The 17,976-nt window shown below is 42.4% G+C and carries 16 protein-coding genes; 1 reads left to right on the forward strand and 15 read right to left on the reverse strand.

Annotated elements, in window-relative coordinates:
- Nucleotides 1–15: 15 nt before the first annotated feature.
- From ftsA to asnB, 13 genes are all read right to left on the reverse strand, one after another.
- Entirely contained in the window at nt 16–1,359 is a 1,344-nt protein-coding gene (gene ftsA, locus LRC_RS06720; RefSeq protein ID WP_014073717.1) for a cell division protein FtsA, read from the reverse strand.
- Nucleotides 1,360–1,503: 144 nt separating this feature from the next.
- Complete coding sequence (locus tag LRC_RS06725; protein WP_014073718.1) at nt 1,504–2,343, reverse strand: cell division protein FtsQ/DivIB; 840 nt, start codon at nt 2,341–2,343, stop codon at nt 1,504–1,506.
- 22 nt (nt 2,344–2,365) lie between these two features.
- A complete protein-coding gene (gene murG / locus LRC_RS06730; protein ID WP_041820022.1) occupies nt 2,366–3,460 on the reverse strand; it encodes an undecaprenyldiphospho-muramoylpentapeptide beta-N-acetylglucosaminyltransferase in 1,095 nt (364 codons plus the stop codon).
- Nucleotides 3,460–4,830 (reverse strand): UDP-N-acetylmuramoyl-L-alanine--D-glutamate ligase, encoded by a 1,371-nt coding sequence (murD, locus tag LRC_RS06735; protein WP_014073720.1) that lies wholly within the window; start codon nt 4,828–4,830, stop codon nt 3,460–3,462. The genes murG and murD overlap by 1 nt, the downstream gene beginning before the upstream one ends.
- A 21-nt stretch (nt 4,831–4,851) precedes the next feature.
- Nucleotides 4,852–5,817 carry a phospho-N-acetylmuramoyl-pentapeptide-transferase gene (gene mraY / locus LRC_RS06740; protein WP_041820025.1) on the reverse strand — a complete coding sequence of 322 codons (966 nt, stop codon included), beginning with the start codon at nt 5,815–5,817 and terminating at the stop codon, nt 4,852–4,854.
- A gap of 1 nt (nt 5,818) precedes the next feature.
- Entirely contained in the window at nt 5,819–7,294 is a 1,476-nt protein-coding gene (locus LRC_RS06745) for a UDP-N-acetylmuramoyl-L-alanyl-D-glutamate--2,6-diaminopimelate ligase (RefSeq protein WP_014073722.1), read from the reverse strand.
- Nucleotides 7,295–7,309: 15 nt separating this feature from the next.
- Nucleotides 7,310–9,466: a penicillin-binding protein gene (locus tag LRC_RS06750; protein ID WP_014073723.1), complete on the reverse strand. Its 2,157-nt coding sequence runs from the start codon at nt 9,464–9,466 to the stop codon at nt 7,310–7,312.
- Nucleotides 9,467–9,826: a cell division protein FtsL gene (gene ftsL / locus LRC_RS06755; protein ID WP_014073724.1), complete on the reverse strand. Its 360-nt coding sequence runs from the start codon at nt 9,824–9,826 to the stop codon at nt 9,467–9,469.
- A 15-nt stretch (nt 9,827–9,841) separates the two neighbouring features.
- Entirely contained in the window at nt 9,842–10,792 is a 951-nt protein-coding gene (rsmH, locus tag LRC_RS06760) for a 16S rRNA (cytosine(1402)-N(4))-methyltransferase RsmH (protein ID WP_014073725.1), read from the reverse strand.
- Nucleotides 10,793–10,803: 11 nt separating this feature from the next.
- Nucleotides 10,804–11,235, reverse strand: a complete 432-nt coding sequence (gene mraZ / locus LRC_RS06765; RefSeq protein WP_014073726.1) for a division/cell wall cluster transcriptional repressor MraZ — start codon at nt 11,233–11,235, stop codon at nt 10,804–10,806.
- Nucleotides 11,236–11,425: 190 nt separating this feature from the next.
- Complete coding sequence (locus LRC_RS06770) at nt 11,426–11,800, reverse strand: DUF3397 domain-containing protein (RefSeq protein ID WP_003698700.1); 375 nt, start codon at nt 11,798–11,800, stop codon at nt 11,426–11,428.
- Between the two features lie 10 nt (nt 11,801–11,810).
- Nucleotides 11,811–13,007, reverse strand: a complete 1,197-nt coding sequence (dapG, locus tag LRC_RS06775; RefSeq protein WP_014073727.1) for an aspartate kinase — start codon at nt 13,005–13,007, stop codon at nt 11,811–11,813.
- A gap of 16 nt (nt 13,008–13,023) precedes the next feature.
- Nucleotides 13,024–14,919: an asparagine synthase (glutamine-hydrolyzing) gene (gene asnB / locus LRC_RS06780; protein ID WP_014073728.1), complete on the reverse strand. Its 1,896-nt coding sequence runs from the start codon at nt 14,917–14,919 to the stop codon at nt 13,024–13,026.
- 195 nt (nt 14,920–15,114) lie between these two features.
- Between asnB and LRC_RS10650 the strand changes: the two genes are divergently transcribed.
- On the forward strand, nt 15,115–15,234 hold the full coding sequence (locus tag LRC_RS10650; RefSeq protein ID WP_014073729.1) for a DUF4044 domain-containing protein: 120 nt from the start codon (nt 15,115–15,117) through the stop codon (nt 15,232–15,234).
- Nucleotides 15,235–15,414: 180 nt separating this feature from the next.
- Here the strand turns inward: LRC_RS10650 and LRC_RS06790 are convergent, their stop codons facing one another.
- Together LRC_RS06790 and cls are read right to left on the reverse strand one after the other, a co-directional pair.
- Nucleotides 15,415–16,347, reverse strand: a complete 933-nt coding sequence (locus LRC_RS06790; RefSeq protein WP_014073730.1) for an alpha/beta hydrolase — start codon at nt 16,345–16,347, stop codon at nt 15,415–15,417.
- Between the two features lie 153 nt (nt 16,348–16,500).
- Complete coding sequence (cls, locus tag LRC_RS06795) at nt 16,501–17,964, reverse strand: cardiolipin synthase (RefSeq protein WP_014073731.1); 1,464 nt, start codon at nt 17,962–17,964, stop codon at nt 16,501–16,503.
- Nucleotides 17,965–17,976 lie beyond the last annotated feature (12 nt).

Raw genomic sequence — 17,976 nt, forward strand, 5'->3', positions numbered from 1 at the left:
GTCATTCAATCATCGTTAATCAAAGAAGCTCTTAAAAAATCCAGCTATCTTAGAGGCAAATGAGCTTTTGTCTTGATTTGAATCCTGTTCTTCTAAATATTCTTCGTCGTATCCGTTTGTCTCTTTTTCATGATATTCGTTATCATAGTCCTTATGCTCTTCAGATTCTGAAACTAAGAATTCATCCTGATCGTCAAGAGTATGACGAACGATTCGTTCAATTTCACTTTCATGGGTAATATAATCGACGATTCCGATTACCTGAGAAAATGACGGTATCCGCAAATTCATTTCTTGCGGAACATAAATCGAAACGTGCACGCCTAAAACTTCCTCTGCTAATTCTTTGATTCCCGGCAATGCAGCCAAACCACCGGTAATCACGACACCGCCTGGAAGCTGAAAAGCTTTGATCCCTTCCAAATCGTCTTTGAGCTTTTCAAAAATTTGCCGCATGCGAGCTTCAATAATTTCGGCAAGCTGCATTCCATTAACCATTTGAGGTTCCTGTTGTCCAACGACGGTTACCGGGAAGACGTCATCTGGAGATGCCATTGAAGTCGTCGCATAACCATAATTGCGTTTCAAAACCTCTGCATTTTCAATTGAAGTATTCAAAACGATCGAAATGTCGCGCGTAACGAAATCTCCGCCTTCCTGATCGACGTAAGTGTACTTCAGTTTATGATCATGAACGACTGCGGCAGTCGTCTGACCGCCGCCAAGATCAATCAAAATTGCTCCGAAATCCTGTTCCCCATCAGTCAAAGCAACGGTCGCCAATGCAAGAGGCGCAACGACCAAATCACGAACTTTGAGGTTTGCCCTTTCGACGCACTTCTTAATATTATGCAAAATAGTCTTCGGACCAGTATACATGATCCCTTGCATTTCCATTCTGACGCCAACCATTCCGCGCGGATCTTTGATTCCGTCAAAACCGTCGACGACGAACTCATCAGGAACGATATCGATCACGTCGCGTTCAGGAGGCAGATTTTGGACTAACGCTGCCTCGGTTACTCTCCTGACGTCTTTATCGCTGATTTCCTTTGAATTGCCATCATCTTTTCCAACAGCAATCATCCCCTTGCAGCGTTCAATCGACAAGAGATTCGCAGGCACGCCTACGCTTACCTCTGATATCGGGTGCGATGCTTTCTCTTTGGCCTGGTCAACTGCTTCTTTGATTACCTGGACCACCTGATCAATATCGACGACTACCCCACGATTCAACCCTGCAGAGCGGGTATTGCCATAACCGATGATGTTCATCTGGTTTTTCGCATACTCGGCAATCACCACTTTGATTGATGTTGTGCCGATGTCTAAACCGACATAAGTACCAGAATTATCCATCGATTTGCCTCCCTTTAATAATCTTGTAACATTTTAAATATACAAATCCATCCATATGGTATAATTTTACCACAAAAAATCAAGTATTTCTTGTTTGTCAATACAATTATCAAATTTTTTTAAATTAAACTTCAATTATTTTCTCTAATTTTTAGGATATGCGTAAGCTCCGACTTCTAAATCAATGATTCCTTTAAATTTCATTTTGGCAGTATACTGAGGATAATAGTTTATTTTCCTGGAAAATGTCGAAATTTGCGCAATGACTTCATTTCCGTCATTCATATAAACGTGAACCCTTTCCGGATCAACCTTGGATGGCTCAAAGTGAATTTCAGAGATGCACCCGCGGACTTTCTTGTCGATGCTGTCAACTTGAAGAGCCATGTCCTTTAGCAACCTGCGATTGTTGTTAAAGCCGTAAAATACAGGGTAGCTGCCGTCAAAATCTTCAACGCCGTAATTGACAGTCATGCCGGAACTCGAAAGCTTATAGTACAAGTTGTCTCTTTCCACATATCCGATGGTTCGATATTCCGTGATTGCTAAATTTACGTGATTGAATCGACTGATGCTAAGTTTGACCGATTTGACGTTTCCGACTTTATCCGAAATTCGTTTTTCAATTTTTGACTTATCGGGCCATATCGAAAAAAGCGATTCATAGTAGTTAAGTCCGCTTGCCTTGATGACGGCGATTTTCGTTTGCTTGTCGCCGCCAGAAACGTCTAATGACGCCAAACGGCTGATCGGCATAATCGAATAAAGCGAAATAAGCGCAGTCAATCCAAAAATCGTCAGCAGCGGAATCGTTTTTCGAAATAAACGCCTTTTTTGAATAGAGTTCGTCATCTTCAAGCCAGGATCCGGATGATATCGTCCAACGTGCTGCACTTTTTCATGCTTAAGTCGACGTTTTTCTTGCAGCTTCCTCCATTTTTTAAACTTCGACGAGGAGCTCTTGTTATTTTCTTTTTTAAACAATTTTGCTCCTCCCTAATCGTTATTATCTCACAAGAGATTCCAATACGCTGAGCAATCGATCAGCAGCATCGGGAACGCCGGCAGCTTTTGCATTTGACGCCATCTTTTCTGATAATTCTGCATCATTTTCAAGCTCAGAAACGGCATCAAACAGCTTTTGGCCATCAAGTTCTGCTTCCTTGATCATCAAAGCCGCTTTCTTTTCAACCAGACTCATCGCGTTATAAGTCTGGTGATCGTGCGTAACGTAAGGACTCGGAATCAGGATTGACGGAATCCCGAGTGCGGTGATTTCAGCCAGGCTCGTTGCACCTGCCCGTCCAACAATCAGTGAAATTTCAGGCAAAATCGACGGCATGTCGTTAACATAGGGTACGATTGCAACATTTTGCGGCAAATCTTTTGCCGATGGGCTTGCCATAATCTTGTCATAATGAACGCGCCCGGTGACAAAAAGACCCTGCCATGGCTGTCCTTTAAAATATTTGATTGCTTCGAGCGCACTCTCGTTGATTCTTCTTGCTCCGCGTGAACCTCCAAAAATCAAGACAGTCCTTTTGGAAGGATCAAGACCGAACTCTTTCAGTCGATCCGACTTTTTGATTTTGACAACTTGTTGTGCTCGAGGATTTCCCGTAAAGACAATTTTTTCCTTTTCCGGAAAATCATCTTTTGCATGATCAAAGCAAATGCAGATTTTATCGACAAAGTGTCCCAAAAATTTGTTCGTAACGCCTGCGATGCTGTTTTGCTCATGAATCACCGTCGGAATTTTCATCCTGGCAGCCGCGTAAAGAACTGAACCGCAAACATATCCGCCCGTTCCGACAACAACATCCGGTTTGAAGGTCTTAATGATTTTCTTTGAATCATGAACGCTCTTTAAAAAAAGATAAATCGTTTTGAGATTCTTCAAAGAAAGCGAACGCTTAAATCCTTGAATTTCAATTGTTTTAAAATCAATTCCGACATCAGGAACGATTCTTGATTCAAGTCCCCTGCTCGTTCCGACATACAAAATTTCAGCCGTCGGATCTTTTTCCTTCAAATCTTCAATCAATGCCAGTGCAGGATAGATATGTCCACCCGTCCCGCCGCCAGAAACTAACAAACGCATCATTTTTCCTCCCGTGTCAATTTTTCGACTTCTTCAATATATGCATCCCCGCGCGCTTCAAACGTCGGCCACTGATCCCAGCTTGCGCAGGCAGGAGAAAGCAAGATGATATCTCCTTCAGAACTCATCTCATAAGCAGCTGAAACGGCGGCTGAGGAATCTTTTGCATGCTCGATCTGACCAATGCCGGCAAGCTTGCCTGCTTCCTCCAATAAATCGGCCGTCTGTCCGAAGACGACCATTGCCTTGACGTGCTTTTTAAGATACGGAACGAGTCGCTCGAAAGTAAAGCCTCGATCCAATCCCCCGCATAGCAAAACGACCGGATTTTCAAAACCTGACAAGGCCTTCTCAGTTGCTTCCATATTCGTTGCTTTGGAGTCATTATAAAATTTGCGCCCGTTAAAGGTCGTCACGTACTGTGTTCTGTGACGAACACCGGAAAACGTTCTTAAAACCTCGGCAATATTCTCGTTGCTTTGGCCTTCAATCTTGGCAACGGAAATTGCTGCCAAAGCATTCTCAACGTTGTGTGAACCGGGAACCTTGATTTCATCAACATGCATGATCTCTTCTCCTCTGAAGAAAATCACTCCGTTTTTGACGTATGCCCCTTCTTCAGTCGTGTCTTGACGTGAAAACGGAACGATTTTGGCCTTTGTCAGCTTGGAAAGATTGCGCCATTCTTCAGAATCCCAGTTGACGACAAAGTAATCGTCTTCTTTTTGATTCTTCACGATTCTCATCTTGGCTTTGACATAATTTTCTCTCGATCCGTGATAGTCGGTATGCGCTTCATAAATATTGGTCAAAACTGCAATATGAGGTCTGAGCTTTTCAATGCCCATCAGCTGAAAACTGGACAGTTCGGTCACCATTACGTCTTTTTCTCCGACTTCTTGCGCAACCTTGGCAGCAGAAATGCCGATGTTACCGCACGTGTAAGCTTTGCCCTCTTCACGATTTTGATTGAGCATGAGCGCAATCATCGTTGTTGTTGTTGTCTTTCCGTTTGTTCCGGTAACTCCGATAAGCTGCGATTCGGTAATTCGATACGCAAGTTCCGGTTCCGTTATAATCGGAATGTTTCTTTCGACCGCAGCAGAAATCAGCTCATTTTCGTACGGAATCCCTGGATTTTTAACGATCAAATCGGTATCGTCCAAAAGCTCGAGGGGATGAGAACCCGTAACGCACTTAATGTTTCTTTTTGAAAAAGCTGCAAGCTGATCTTCGTTTTCAAGCTTTTTCTTATCGTTGATCGTAACGTTTGCGCCAAGTCTTTTCAACAAATAAGCTGCACTGATTCCGCTTTTTCCCAAACCAACGACCAAAACGTTCTTACCTTGATAATCTTTTATATCTTTCATTTTAAATGACTCCTATAAAATTCAGATTGTTGTCAGCACGCCGATCACGGCCGCTATGAGACCGACAGCCCAAAAAGTCAAATCGACGCGCCATTCGCTCCAACCGCACAATTCAAAATGATGGTGAATCGGACTCATCTTAAAAATTCGTTTGCCGGTTAATTTGAATGAAGCAACCTGTAAAATAACGCTCAATGTCTCGCAAACAAAAATAATGCCAATTAAAAGCAACAGCATCTCATGATGAACCATGATTGAAACTGCCGCCAACGCACCGCCTAACGCAAGAGAGCCCATATCTCCCATGAAAATTTTGGCCGGCTTGTGATTAAACCCAAGAAATGCAAGCAAGGCACCAATCACGGCCCAACAAAAGATGACGACGTCATATTGCCTTTGATGATAGGCAATGATCGCATAAGCCCCGAACGCAATAATTGCTTGACCGGATACAAGACCATCCAATCCGTCAGTGAGATTTACCGCATTTGAAAAGCCGACCAGCCAGAAAATAACGAATAATCCATAAACAATCAATCCAACTTGGACTTCATGTCCAAAAAAGGCCAACGAATACGGTAATTTTTCATGATGGTAAAATGCCAAAAAAATCAAAGCACCGATAATTTGACACAATAATTTCTGCCCAGGAGTAAAACCTTCGTTTTGTTTTTTTAAGAGTTTGATCGAATCATCCCAAAAACCGATCAATCCGTATAAAATCAAAGTTACGTCCAAGGCCAAAACAACGGGCGTTAAATGATCAAAGCAAAGTGGCACCCATAATCCCGTAATCAGAATCGCAATATTGAATACGAACCCGCCCATCGTCGGTGTTCCTGATTTTTTTTGATGCCACTTCGGACCTTCTTCTCTGATCATCTGTCCCTGATTTTTTTTATGCGCATAATTAATGAATAACGGCGTAAACAGAGCGGTTAAAATGAAACTTGACAACGCGCTCGTCAATATTTGAAAAATGGTCATGCTATCTTCCTTCCCTGCTGTCCAAAGCTTTTGTGGCTTTTTCAGCATCATCAAAGTGATGCTTCGTATGCCCGATAATTTGATAATCCTCATGGCCTTTGCCTGCAATCAAAATGATATCACCAGGATTTGCCGCATTTACGGCAGCCTGAATGGCCTCCCTGCGGTCAAGGTAGACCGGGACGTTTTTTTCGGGAACCCCTGAAAGCATTTGATCGAGAATCTTCTCAGGATCTTCAGTTCTTGGATTATCTGACGTAAAAATAGGATGATTGCTATATTCAACGGCTATCTGAGCCATTTTTGGACGTTTTGTCGCATCGCGATCACCTCCGCATCCGACAACGCAATAAACATCGCCTGAAGCAAATTCGTTAATTGTTTCCAGGGCATTAAGCAACCCATCCGGAGTATGCGAATAATCAACGATTGCGCTAATGCCGCAGTCAGAAGAAATCAGTTGCAATCTGCCTTTGACGCCGGGAAATTTCTCCAGACTTTCAATGATTGCATGTATGGAAACTCCGTTTGCATAGGCCGCCCCGAAGGCTGCTAAAAGATTGTAAACGTTAAACATTCCGACTGTTTTGACGTGTAAATGGTACTCATCTTCAAAAACTTTCAAATCAAAATCGGTTCCCTGAGAATGAATTTTGACGTTTGACGCTTTGATCATCGCATCATTTTTAATTCCGTAAGTCAAGACTTGAGCTGAGGTATCCTGAGCAAAATTCTTCCCCATTTCATCGTCAATATTTATGACGGCAGTCTTATCATTTCCGTAAGTGTTTCCCAACTGAGCGAACAGCAGGCTTTTAGCGTGCGCGTACTCTGCCATCGTTTTATGGTAGTCCAAATGATCCTGCGTAAAATTGGTAAAGACCGCAGTATCGACGTCAATTCCCCATACTCTCCCTTGAATAAGGGCAATTGAGGAAACTTCAATTGCAGCGGCCTTGACGTTTTCCTTTTTCATTTCTGCAAAAGTCTTTTGTAACGTCAAGATGTCAGGAGTCGTGTTCGCAGTCGGGTAAGTTTTTTCTCCGATTCTGCGATACATGGTTCCAATCAATCCGGTCCGATCTTTTTGATCTCTGAAAATTGCTTCAATCATGTGGGTTACGGTCGTTTTTCCATTTGTTCCGGTTACGCCGATGACCTTCATCGAACTTGAAGGAGATCCATAAAACTTATCGGCCAAAATAGCCAAAGCTCGATTGGTATTATTTACACGAACAATCGTTACGCCTTTGATATCGTCTATTTCTTCTTGAACGACAATTGCCTTGGCGCCCTTTCTGATTGCCTCCGGAATAAACTCGTGTCCATCCACCGTGTATCCTTTGATTGCTACAAAGATGCTGTTCTCTTCAACTTTTCGCGTATCGGATACAAGACTCGAAACTTCAAAATCGTCATAATTTTTCGGAGAAACGACTTTGAATTTTATTTCGGAAATTAGTGTGCTTGCTAACATTTTATCCCTCTTTCACTACTTCAATTCTACTGTAAGCTCTTTGATATCAGCAATCTTGGTTCCGGGCTTGACGCTTTGATTTTCGACAAATCCGGATCCCTTGAATTTGACATTGATGCCAAGCAGATTCTTCAGTTTAAACATATCTGATTTTGTCCATCCTTTCAAGTCTGGCAACGTCTGTCCCGAATCAGTCACGAGAATTATCCGTTGCCCGGGCAGCAATTCTTCGCCCGCATCAGAAGACTGCTTTATAATCTTAGCACCATTTCCGATTGCGGTCACTACCAAGTCTTTGTCTGAAAACGATTTAACGGCATTTCCCGTTTCTTGGCCGACAACGCTTTTAACATCGATTGCTTCGCTTGGTGTCGATTCGTTTTGGCTTTCATCAAGCACTCGTTTCATCAACGGGTTAAAAATCGTTGCAAGCATCTCGCTTGACGTTTTTCCTCCGAATCCCGCCGGCTGCTTCATCGTCACGTAAAGCACGTATTGAGGATTTTTGATTGGTGCCATCCCCGCAACCGAAAAGATGTAATTCGTCTCCCCGGTCAAATACCCGTTGTTTCCGGAAATTTGAGCAGTACCTGTTTTGACGCCAATATCATATCCGTTGATTTTGTAAGCATTGCCCGTTCCGTTAGGATCGTTTACGACGTCTTGCATCATGTCGCGAACCTTTTCTGCCGTTGACTTTTTGATTGGATGACCTACGACGGTCTTTTTGTCTGTTTTGATCGTCTTTCCGCTTGTCGGATTGACGATTTTTTCAATAAGATACGGTTTTACCATCTCACCGTTGTTTGCCACGGAAGAAAAAGCCTGCATCATTTGAAGGACGGTGACGTTGATGCCTTGGCCAAATGCAGTGTTGGCTTGCTCGATCGGATATTTATACTCGATGCTTCCGCTGGACTCGTTGCTGCTGAGCCCTGAATCAGTAGATTTCAAAAGGCCGAATTTCTTAATGTATTTTTCCCAAAGTTTTGCGCCCATCTTTTGCTCAAGCTTTGCCATTCCGACATTTGAGGAACGAATGAACCCTTGACGATAGTTCAAGTATCCCCAACCGGCAACTTCCCAGTCATTGACCCGCTGACTGTTGCCTATTTTCATTGATCCTGATTTAAAATATTCGTTTTCATTATAATTTCCACTGTCGATGGCTGCAGACATGGTTAGAATCTTCATGACGGATCCCGGCTCGTAAGTATCTTCCATCAAGGTATTTTTCCATTGATCTTCAATTCCTTCTCTTGTCTGAGGATTAAATGTCGGCCGTTGACTTGCTGCGAGAATTGCCCCCGTTTTGGCATTCATCAGCACCACATTCATCGATTTAGGATGATAGGTTTCCTGCGCTTTATTCAGGAGGCTTTCGAGATAGCTTTGATCCCGTGAATTAAACGTCGTGTAGATGTTGTCGCCGTCTTTTGCCTTGACCAGTCTGCTTTTCATCCCGGAAAGTTTGATTCCGTGACTGTCTGTTGAGCGCATGTCATAACCGTCTCTTCCTTTGAGATAGTTGTCATAAAGTGCTTCAAGTCCCATCGTGCCGTATAAATTCCCGCTGCTGTCTTTGGAAATGACGCCAATCAAATGAGATGAAAAAATTCCGTTTGGATACATTCGATCAGTCGATTCACTGAAATTGATTCCGGTAATTTTGCTTTTTTTCATTTCTTTAACAATTTGATTCTTTGTTGAAAGAGAAATGTCTTGTCCCTTTTTTCCGAGTTCGACCTGATACTTCGGCTGACTGAACAATGACAGCAACTTGTCAACGTCCATTCCCAAATATTCATGCAAAATCTCTGCAGCCTTTTTTTTATCGCTGTTTTTTAAATACAGCTTCTGACCGTACGCAACTGCCGTTTTAGAAAGAACGACGTAGATCGAATACCTTTTCGTATCTTCAACGATCAGTTGGCCTGAAGCATCGTAGATCGTTCCGCGGCTGGCCTTGAGCGTGCTCTTTTCATGATACGTTTGATTTGCGATTTCAACCAGATTGTTGCCGGACACTTTCTTCGTCACGGCAATATAAAGAAAACGCCCGATAAAGACCGTAAAGACAATCACTACAATGAGCGCAAAATATTTTCCGAAATCACGCTGGTTTTGTACATCCCTTTTCTCAGCCATCCGCCGTTTTCCATATTTATTCATTTATTTTACATTCCTCATATTATTATCGTTCAAATTGAGACCTGCTTTCTCAGCAATCTTCTCCAAACGCGAATTGCTCATCAGGTCAGCAGCTTTCAGCTTCAAATCTTCATTTTCATTGTTCAGTGCCTTTGTCTTCTGCTCAATCTTTGCAATTTCCGTTTGAGTCTTTGTAATCCTGTTGTTCATGCTGATAATTGTTGTTGCAACAACCAAGATTACGATTGCAACGATTGCCGACATCAAAAACATCTTGACTGACATCACGTCGATTTGATAAACCAGTTTTTGCTGATTTTTCCTTGAAGCTTGTTTAATTGATTGCTTTTTTTCTACTTTCTTGATTGCAGTATTGTTCATATGATATCTCCCTAATTAGATTACCGTTTTTTCAATTATTCGAAGCTTGGCAGAGTGTGCGCGGTGATTATTTTCCAATTCATCTTTAGTCGGAAGAATCGGTTTTTTGTTGATTAATTTAAACTCAGGCTGCATTTCCCTTGGAATCACGGGCAAACCAGGCGGCAGCTCGGGTAAACTCGTCTTTTCCCTAAACATTGATTTGACAAGCCGATCTTCAAGCGACTGAAACGTGATAACGCTGATTCTTCCGTGAAGACTTAAAAGTCCGAATGCTTCTTCCAAGGATTCTTCTAAAACTCCCAATTCATCATTGACTGCTATTCTGATCGCCTGAAAGACCTTTTTGGCCGGATGACCGCCTTTCCTCCTGGCTTTAGCCGGAATCCCTTCTTTAATCAGCTCGACAAGTTGCCCAGTCGTTTTGATTCTTTCATTCTGACGGGCCTTTTCAATCCGTCTAGCAATTGATTTGGCAAATTTTTCTTCACCGTATCTGACAAAAACCCGTACCAAATCGTTATAGCTCCACTCGTTGACGATTGTTTCCGCAGTCAAGTCATTCGTTTGATCCATGCGCATGTCCAAGACTGCATCATGCTGATAACTGAACCCCCGTTCGCCGACATCAAATTGAGGCGACGAAACGCCTAAATCGTAAACGATTCCGTCAACCGAAGGAACGTCGCGTTTTTCAAGTTCTGAAGCGATATTTCGGAAATTGCTCTTGATAAGGGTCAGCCGACCTTTTTCGATTTCATTTTTCAGCTGTTCTTCATTGTAATCAATCGCAGTCTGATCCTGATCAAACGAATAAAGCCGACCTTTCTCGGATAATTCAGACAAGATCTTCTTCGTATGTCCTCCTCCGCCCAGCGTACAGTCAACATACACTCCGTCAGGCTTTATATTCAATCCTTCGACAGCTTCATTTAAAAGAACCGTTACGTGTTCAAATCCCGCCATTCATTTTTCACCTACAATCCAAAATCAAGCAGATTTTCTGCCATATCGTCAAAATTTTCTGCTGCCTGTTCCGATGCTTTTTCCCAACGTTGTTCAGACCAAATTTCAATTCGATTCGAGACACCGATAAAAACGCAAGGTTTGACAAGTTCGGCATAATCGCACAACGTTTTTGGAAGATTGATTCGTCCCTGCTTGTCAAGCACGCACTCAGTCGCAGCCGAATAAAAGAAACGCACGAATGCACGAGCCTCTTTCCTGGCAAGCGGTAATTTTTGAAGCTTTTCTTGCAAAAGATTCCATTCGTTTTCGGCATAAACGAACAAGCAGCCGTCCATTCCGCGAGTCACGTAGAACTTTTCTCCAAGTCCCTCTCTGAATTTTGCTGGGACGATGATGCGTCCCTTGGCGTCCAAATTGTGTCGATATTCACCAAAAAACACATCTACCACCCCCATTTTTCAACATAGTTAATATTACCACAACTCACCACTTTGTACCACCAATTATACATAAGACGCCACTTTTAAATTTGAACGCCCCAAAATTTGTTTTCCATAGCTTTTAGAAGAATAAAAAAACCAAACGACGTCAAAAACATCGTTTGGTTTAAAATTTATTCATGCCGCTTTTTCAAATAACGGTATTTATTATCTTGGAAAGCTGAAGAACAACCAATAATGCATACAGAAAAATCGAAATCAAATCCCAAATATACAAGTATCGATCAAAGAACTTGTCAATCATGAATTTTCCTTCATAAAAAGCCATGATGACTATCTTCAAAAAACCATATGCTGAAAAAGCAAAAATAACGAATGGCAAAATTGAAATCCCAAAAACATTCACGGAGAGCGAATGAATCGAAAAAAAGAGAAAAGGCAACAGAAAGTCGGCCAATCTGATTTTTATTTTTTTGCCCAAAGCAAACTTTATCAAATAAAGCATCATGAAAACAAGCAGCGGCAAAATAATCTGCCCCGCCCATGAGTGAATCAAAAATCTCATTCAACCCATCCTATTCGCCTAAAAACGTCTCATGCAAAACGTTTACCGCTCGCTTGAGATCTTTGCCATGAACCAGCACCCAAATTGTCGTATAGCTGTCTGTCGTTTGCAAAATTTCAATCTTTTCTCTCATCAAAGCACCGACCATTTTGGCTGTAATGCCTGGAGTCCCCATGATTCCGGCTCCGACGATTGAAACTTTGACGCAGTCTTCGACGATTGAAACCGGAATCCCGGCTTCTGAAAGCACCGTTTTTGCAACGAGACTATGTTCACGATTAAGATTAAAAACGTATTTCTCCGGCGAAATATTGATAAAATCAACGCTCAAGTCGTTAACTGCCAACAAATCAAACAATCTGTCAGCAGAACAATCCTCAGACTTGACCGTGAACTGTGTCAATCCCGTTTGATGAGCGATTCCCGTCACCGTGCGATAATGATTGATTGCCAAATTTCTATCTGAAATAACTGTTCCGGTTTCATCAACGTCATCCCAAGTCGAGCGAATCCTTAGCGGCAGATGTGCCTGTTGCGCAACTTCAACCGCACGCGGATGAATGACTTTTGCACCTTCATGTGCCATATTGGCAACTTCTTCATAAGAAACGTTCTTTAAAAACTTTGCCTTTTCAACCAACCGCGGATCAGCCGTCATCATTCCTGAAACATCAGTGAAAATATCACAATATTCCGCTCCGAGAGCTGCTCCGAGCAACGCTGCAGAAGTATCCGAACCGCCCCTTCCAAGCGTTGTGACATGCCCTGATTTCGAAAGACCTTGAAATCCGGCAACGACAACGACATCGAAAGACTTAAAAGCCTCCATCACATTTTGTTTTTCAACGTCAATAACCTTGGCATTGCGATAGTCGTTATTTGTCTTGAATCCGGCATCAGGTCCGGTCATTGCCGTGGCCTTCAGTCCGTTTTCTTTTAACATCTCACAAAAAACTGCAGCTGAAATAACTTCTCCGACCGAAACCAGCATATCCATTTCACGCGGAGAGAGCTTCGATTTTTCGTTTCCGACAAGTTCAAGCAAAGAATCGGTAGCATAAGGAGCTCCCTTGCGACCAATTGCTGAAACCACGACTGCCGCTTTGAATCCTTTCTTAACCGCACATGCCACGTGCTTCATGGCCATATGTCTTGACTCATCGTCCTTGACAGAAGTCCCGCCGAATTTCTGAACTACAATTTTCATCAGCTAACTGACCTCCTTAAACGTCTTGATCAATCAAAGCCCTTGATTCTGCTGAATTCATCAAATGATCGGATTCAACGTAAATTTTATGCCACATCATAAACGTCAAAACCGTCCACAGCTTGCGAGAATTGTCAGCTTTCAAATTCTTATGATCTTCAAGCAGTTTCAAGAAGTAATCCTTGCGGAAATATTGATCCGTTTGTGATTCATTAATGATTTGACGAGCCCAGTCGTACATTTCATCGCGCAGCCAGAAACGAATAGGCACAGGGAACCCTAATTTTTTGCGATTCAAAACATGTTCCGGAACGACCCCTTCTGCCGCCTTGCGCAGAATATATTTGGTAGTATTATGAGCAATTCTGAGATCTGCCGGAATATGACTTGCAACCTCAAAGACTTCCTTATCCAAAAATGGCGTCCGTAATTCAAGGCTGTGCGCCAATGTCGTTCTGTCGGCATTGTGCAGCAAGTCACCATTCAGCCAATGATGCATGTCGACAAATTGCATCCTCGTAATCGGATCATAATTCTTTGAATCTGAATAAAGTTTCGAAGTCATCGTTTCAAACGGATGACTTTCATTATATTCCTTGAAGAACTGCTTTTTTTCGCTTTCATTAAAAATAAACGCATTACCGACATAGCGCTGTTCAAGCGGGGTCGTCCCGCGCAAAATAAAGCTCTTTCCCTTGACCCCGTCCGGTATCAAACGAGCAATCGCGTTCAAACCTTTGTTGATCGGCTTTAAGTAATTAAAAATCTTCAACGATTCAGGTTCGTGATAAATCGTATAGCCGCCGAACAACTCATCCGCTCCTTCACCAGTCAAGGCAACCTTAACGTGCTTTCTGGCTTCTTTTGCAAGAAAATATTGAGGGACGGCAGCCGGATCAGCCAACGGATCATCCATGCTCCAAACAAAGTGAGGAAAAGCCTTCATGAATTCTTGCGGCGTAATCACGGAACTGAAATTGTCGACGCCAAGCTTGTCGGCCGTTTCCTTGGCAACGTCAAGCTCGCTATAGCCCTCACGCTCAAAGCCAACTGAAATCGTTTCAAGATTAGGATTGAAATTCTTGGCAATCGCAACGACGATTGACGAATCAATTCCGCCTGAAAGAAATGATCCGACAGGAACGTCTGCACGCATATGCTTTTCAACGGAATCAAACAAGATTTCGCGAACTTTTTTAATGTACTCTTCTTCAGGACGAACGACGGGTGAAAACTGTGCATAGTAATAACGCTTGATTACAGGTTTTTGGCCAAGCTTCTTGACGATATAATGACCAGGTTCAAGCATCTTGATTTCTTTAGTCAAAGTTTCCGGTTCAGGAACAAACTGGAAAGTCATGTAATCTTGCAATGCATCCTTGTCGAATTTCTTATCTTCCAAAACCTTGTAAATGGCTTTGCTTTCAGAAGCGTAGTAGAAATCATTACCCGATTCCGCATAATAAAAAGGCTTGATTCCAAATTGATCACGGGCACAAAAAAGCGTTTCTTCCTGTTTGTCCCAAATTACGAAGCCAAACATCCCGCGGAAATAGTCGAGACACTTCTCCTTGTATTTGGCATACATGCCCAAAATAACTTCTGAATCAGAGTCGGTCTTAAATTCGTAGCCGTCTTCAATGAGGCCTTGGCGCAATTCGATATAGTTGTAAATTTCACCGTTAAACGTCATCCAGTAACGGCCATTGTCATAAGATAACGGCTGATGCCCCCCTTCAAGGTCGATGATCGACAGTCTTCTGAATCCCATCGTAATGTTCTTGTCTTCAAAATACCCCTCATCGTCAGGACCTCTGTGAACAATCATGTCATTCATTTTTTTAATTTTATCTTTGCAGTTACTTTCGGTATTTTTTTCAACATCTGTCAGGCATCCTACAAAACCGCACATGACATAAGCCCCCTTCATTTCTTCATAATACAGTAACACTTGTACAATTATAAGTGTTAATTTTTCTAAATTCAATTTTTTTGTGCAACTTTCAGAAACTATTAAGAAAGATTTTATGCTGATCGTCAATTTGACAGAGCACCTTAATCAAGGGTATAGTTAACTTAAAAGTCTGTTCTGAAAGGAAAATGCAATTTGGAAAAGAAAAAAAAGTCAACGTTCCAAAAAATCACCATGGTCGTTGTTTGGCTGATGCTTATTTTTACGGTCGGAGCCGTAATTTTGGGAGCCTTGGGCCAATTTATCACAGGATGATTATCTTCCTATCAAAGAAAACAACGATTGATACTGAAATCTGAATTGAAAAGTCGAGGAATCGATTCGTCCCTTGAAGTCAAAAATAAAGCTTCAAGAGTGCGTGTCAATTCCTCGACTTTTTTGTCTTAATCGCTATGTCGCGATGGTTTCGTGATGAACGATTCACGAAATCATTGTTTAATCAAGATATTTGCCAAAAAACTTCCCGACTTTCCTGGCATACTCTTTCGGATGAGTATAATAAGCATTAGCGTGACGCGTATTTTTCACGACCCATTTCTCTTTTGTCGACTTGACGGCATCATAATTTTTCTGAAGCATTGAAGTCGGCACAAAATCATCAGAATCACCGTGAATCAAAAAAATCGGGCGTTTGTTTTTCTTAAGCTGCGCAACGGAACTTCCTTCCTTAGCAAAGTTGTAGCCGATAAAAGGACTGGCAAACAAAGCCGTCGTGCTTAAAATCGGCTCCTTCGGAAGTCCGAACTGCTCCGTCAGCTGAGTGCTCAATTCATCATAAACGCTGGAATAACCGCAATCTTCAACGATTGCCTTAACTTGTTTCGGCAGTTTTTCACCGCTGACCATCATTACGGTTGCACCGCCCATGCTGACACCGAACAGTCCGATGCGCGAATCGTTTCCGTTTTTTCTGATGACTTGCCTGACCCATTGGCAATAGTCCAAACGATCCTTCCACCCAAAGGTAATAAACTTGCCTCCGCTTTTGCCAGAGGCCCTGTCATCAGGAGAAAGCACGTTATAGCCCTGGTTGTGAAACATCCTGATATAGCTTGCCATATTGTATGAACTGCCGTGATATCCGTGCGCAACAATAATTGTCTTATTCGTCTTTGTTTCAGCCGGCAAATAAACCGCTTTGAGTTTGATGTCCGTTCCGACGGCTTTTTGCTCCCAAAGATAAGTCTTTTGCTTTGAAAGCCATTTTTGGTTTTTGACCAATACTTTTGACGGTCTGTCATTTCCGTCACCGTCGCTCGGACGTACGAAAGCATAGTTGATCAGGTATGCATTGGCTGCTGCATAAACAGCAATAATCACAACAATGACTGCTAAAGCGATTTTTTTCAATATTGAACGTTTTTTCATTTATTTTTTGAGGCGAGAAGGCAACATTTTTCCATCGCCATAATCTTCCCGCTGCACCCCTTTCTATTAATTTTAATTATTTGATCAGCCGGCACGGTTTTCGCTTCATGTCCCCTGCTTTATCCGCAGGTTACGTGGCAAAACACCCGTTGGTTATAAAATTGGCGACAAAAGCCTTGAAAAATATTGTTTGAATCTCCTCCAAGCAGACTGATTCAAAAAATACTCCTCAGTCAGTTTTGTACATTTTTTTGTATCTTCATCAAAAATATCGGTTAGATGCTTTGCCAAGTCACGGTCATAGCAAAAAGCATTTCCCTCAAAATTAAGTTTAAAGCTTCTGAAATCAAGATTTGCCGACCCGACCGATGAAATCTGCCCGTCAATTACCATCGTCTTTGCATGCAAAAAACCGTTGTCGTAACGATAGAGTTCAACTCCCTTATTAATAAGTTCTCTTGCATAATATTCCGTTGCGCGATAGACAAACGGATGATCCGGCATCGAAGGAATCATGATTCTTACTTTGATGCCGGAATAAACAGCCAGTCTCAACGCGTCCATCACGGCATCATCCGGAATGAGATAAGGAGTCTGAATACAAATATATTCATTGGCCGAACTGATCATTTTCAAATATCCGAGCCTGATTGCCTCAGTCTCAGAATCAGGACCGGATGATACAATTTGAATACTCGTTTGACCCTTGCTTTTTTCAAGCGGAAAATAATGATTTGAATATTCAAGCCGATCTTTTTCACGCGTCCTGGCAATCGTCGCGTTCCAATCCATAAAAAATCTCGACTGCATAACGGCACAGGCGTTTCCAACAATTCTTAGATGCGTGTCGCGCCAATAGCCAAATTTTTTCGAAAGCCCCAAATATTGATCACCAACGTTAAAGCCTCCGATATAGCCAATTTTTCCGTCAATAACGACAATTTTACGGTGCAACCGATAATTCAGCCGCGGACTGTGAATGGGAGCCGCTTTTGATCCAAAAAACACCTCTGCCCTTCCGCCTAAACTTTCAAGGCGCTTGAAAAAGCCGCGACGTTGGCCCCTGGAACCCATACTGTCATAGATAATGCGAACTTCGACTCCGCGAGAGCATGCATCCTCCAACGAATGCAAAAGTTCCGTCCCGATTTGATCCGAAAAAAACGAATAATATTCGACATGCACGTGATCTTTGGCCTTTTTGATGTCTTCAATCAGCGCTTTGAATTTTTCATGACCGTCCGTATAAACCTTGACTTCGTTATGTTTCGTCAAAATCGCATCGTCAGCCACAAGCAAAGCTCTGACGGTCTGCCTTGCCTCATCTGTCAGCAAATCGCTTGGCATTAGCTCTTTTTCGTTCCACAGCTCCTTTTGCAAAGCAACAAGCTGGCTGATTCCGGTCCGTTCCTGAGTCCGCAAATCAAAAATCTTTTCTTTCGAAATTTTCTTTCCGGCAAACAGGTAAATCACAAATCCAACCACAGGCAAAAGATTTAAAACCAAAAGCCAGGCCCAAGTCGCTGCGATGTCTCTTTTTTCTTTAAATACAGTAATGATTGCCGCAGTCGTATTTAACAATAAAATCAAAATGATTATCCAAATTACTGTACCCACCGTCACATCCCC

The organism is Ligilactobacillus ruminis ATCC 27782 (assembly GCF_000224985.1).
Lineage (GTDB): Bacteria > Bacillota > Bacilli > Lactobacillales > Lactobacillaceae > Ligilactobacillus > Ligilactobacillus ruminis.

Bases quoted from the DNA above. Each gene is read 5' to 3' on its own strand.
- ftsA (WP_014073717.1), bottom strand. From the start codon at position 1,359: ATGGATAATTCTGGTACTTATGTCGGTTTAGACATCGGCACAACATCA.
- LRC_RS06750 (WP_014073723.1), bottom strand. From the start codon at position 9,466: ATGAATAAATATGGAAAACGGCGGATGGCTGAGAAAAGGGATGTACAA.
- rsmH (WP_014073725.1), bottom strand. From the start codon at position 10,792: ATGGCGGGATTTGAACACGTAACGGTTCTTTTAAATGAAGCTGTCGAA.
- murG (WP_041820022.1), bottom strand. From the start codon at position 3,460: ATGCGTTTGTTAGTTTCTGGCGGCGGGACGGGTGGACATATCTATCCT.
- LRC_RS06790 (WP_014073730.1), bottom strand. From the start codon at position 16,347: ATGAAAAAACGTTCAATATTGAAAAAAATCGCTTTAGCAGTCATTGTT.
- LRC_RS06745 (WP_014073722.1), bottom strand. From the start codon at position 7,294: ATGTTAGCAAGCACACTAATTTCCGAAATAAAATTCAAAGTCGTTTCT.
- asnB (WP_014073728.1), bottom strand. From the start codon at position 14,919: ATGTGCGGTTTTGTAGGATGCCTGACAGATGTTGAAAAAAATACCGAA.
- dapG (WP_014073727.1), bottom strand. From the start codon at position 13,007: ATGAAAATTGTAGTTCAGAAATTCGGCGGGACTTCTGTCAAGGACGAT.
- mraY (WP_041820025.1), bottom strand. From the start codon at position 5,817: ATGACCATTTTTCAAATATTGACGAGCGCGTTGTCAAGTTTCATTTTA.
- LRC_RS06770 (WP_003698700.1), bottom strand. From the start codon at position 11,800: ATGAGATTTTTGATTCACTCATGGGCGGGGCAGATTATTTTGCCGCTG.
- murD (WP_014073720.1), bottom strand. From the start codon at position 4,830: ATGAAAGATATAAAAGATTATCAAGGTAAGAACGTTTTGGTCGTTGGT.
- ftsL (WP_014073724.1), bottom strand. From the start codon at position 9,826: ATGAACAATACTGCAATCAAGAAAGTAGAAAAAAAGCAATCAATTAAA.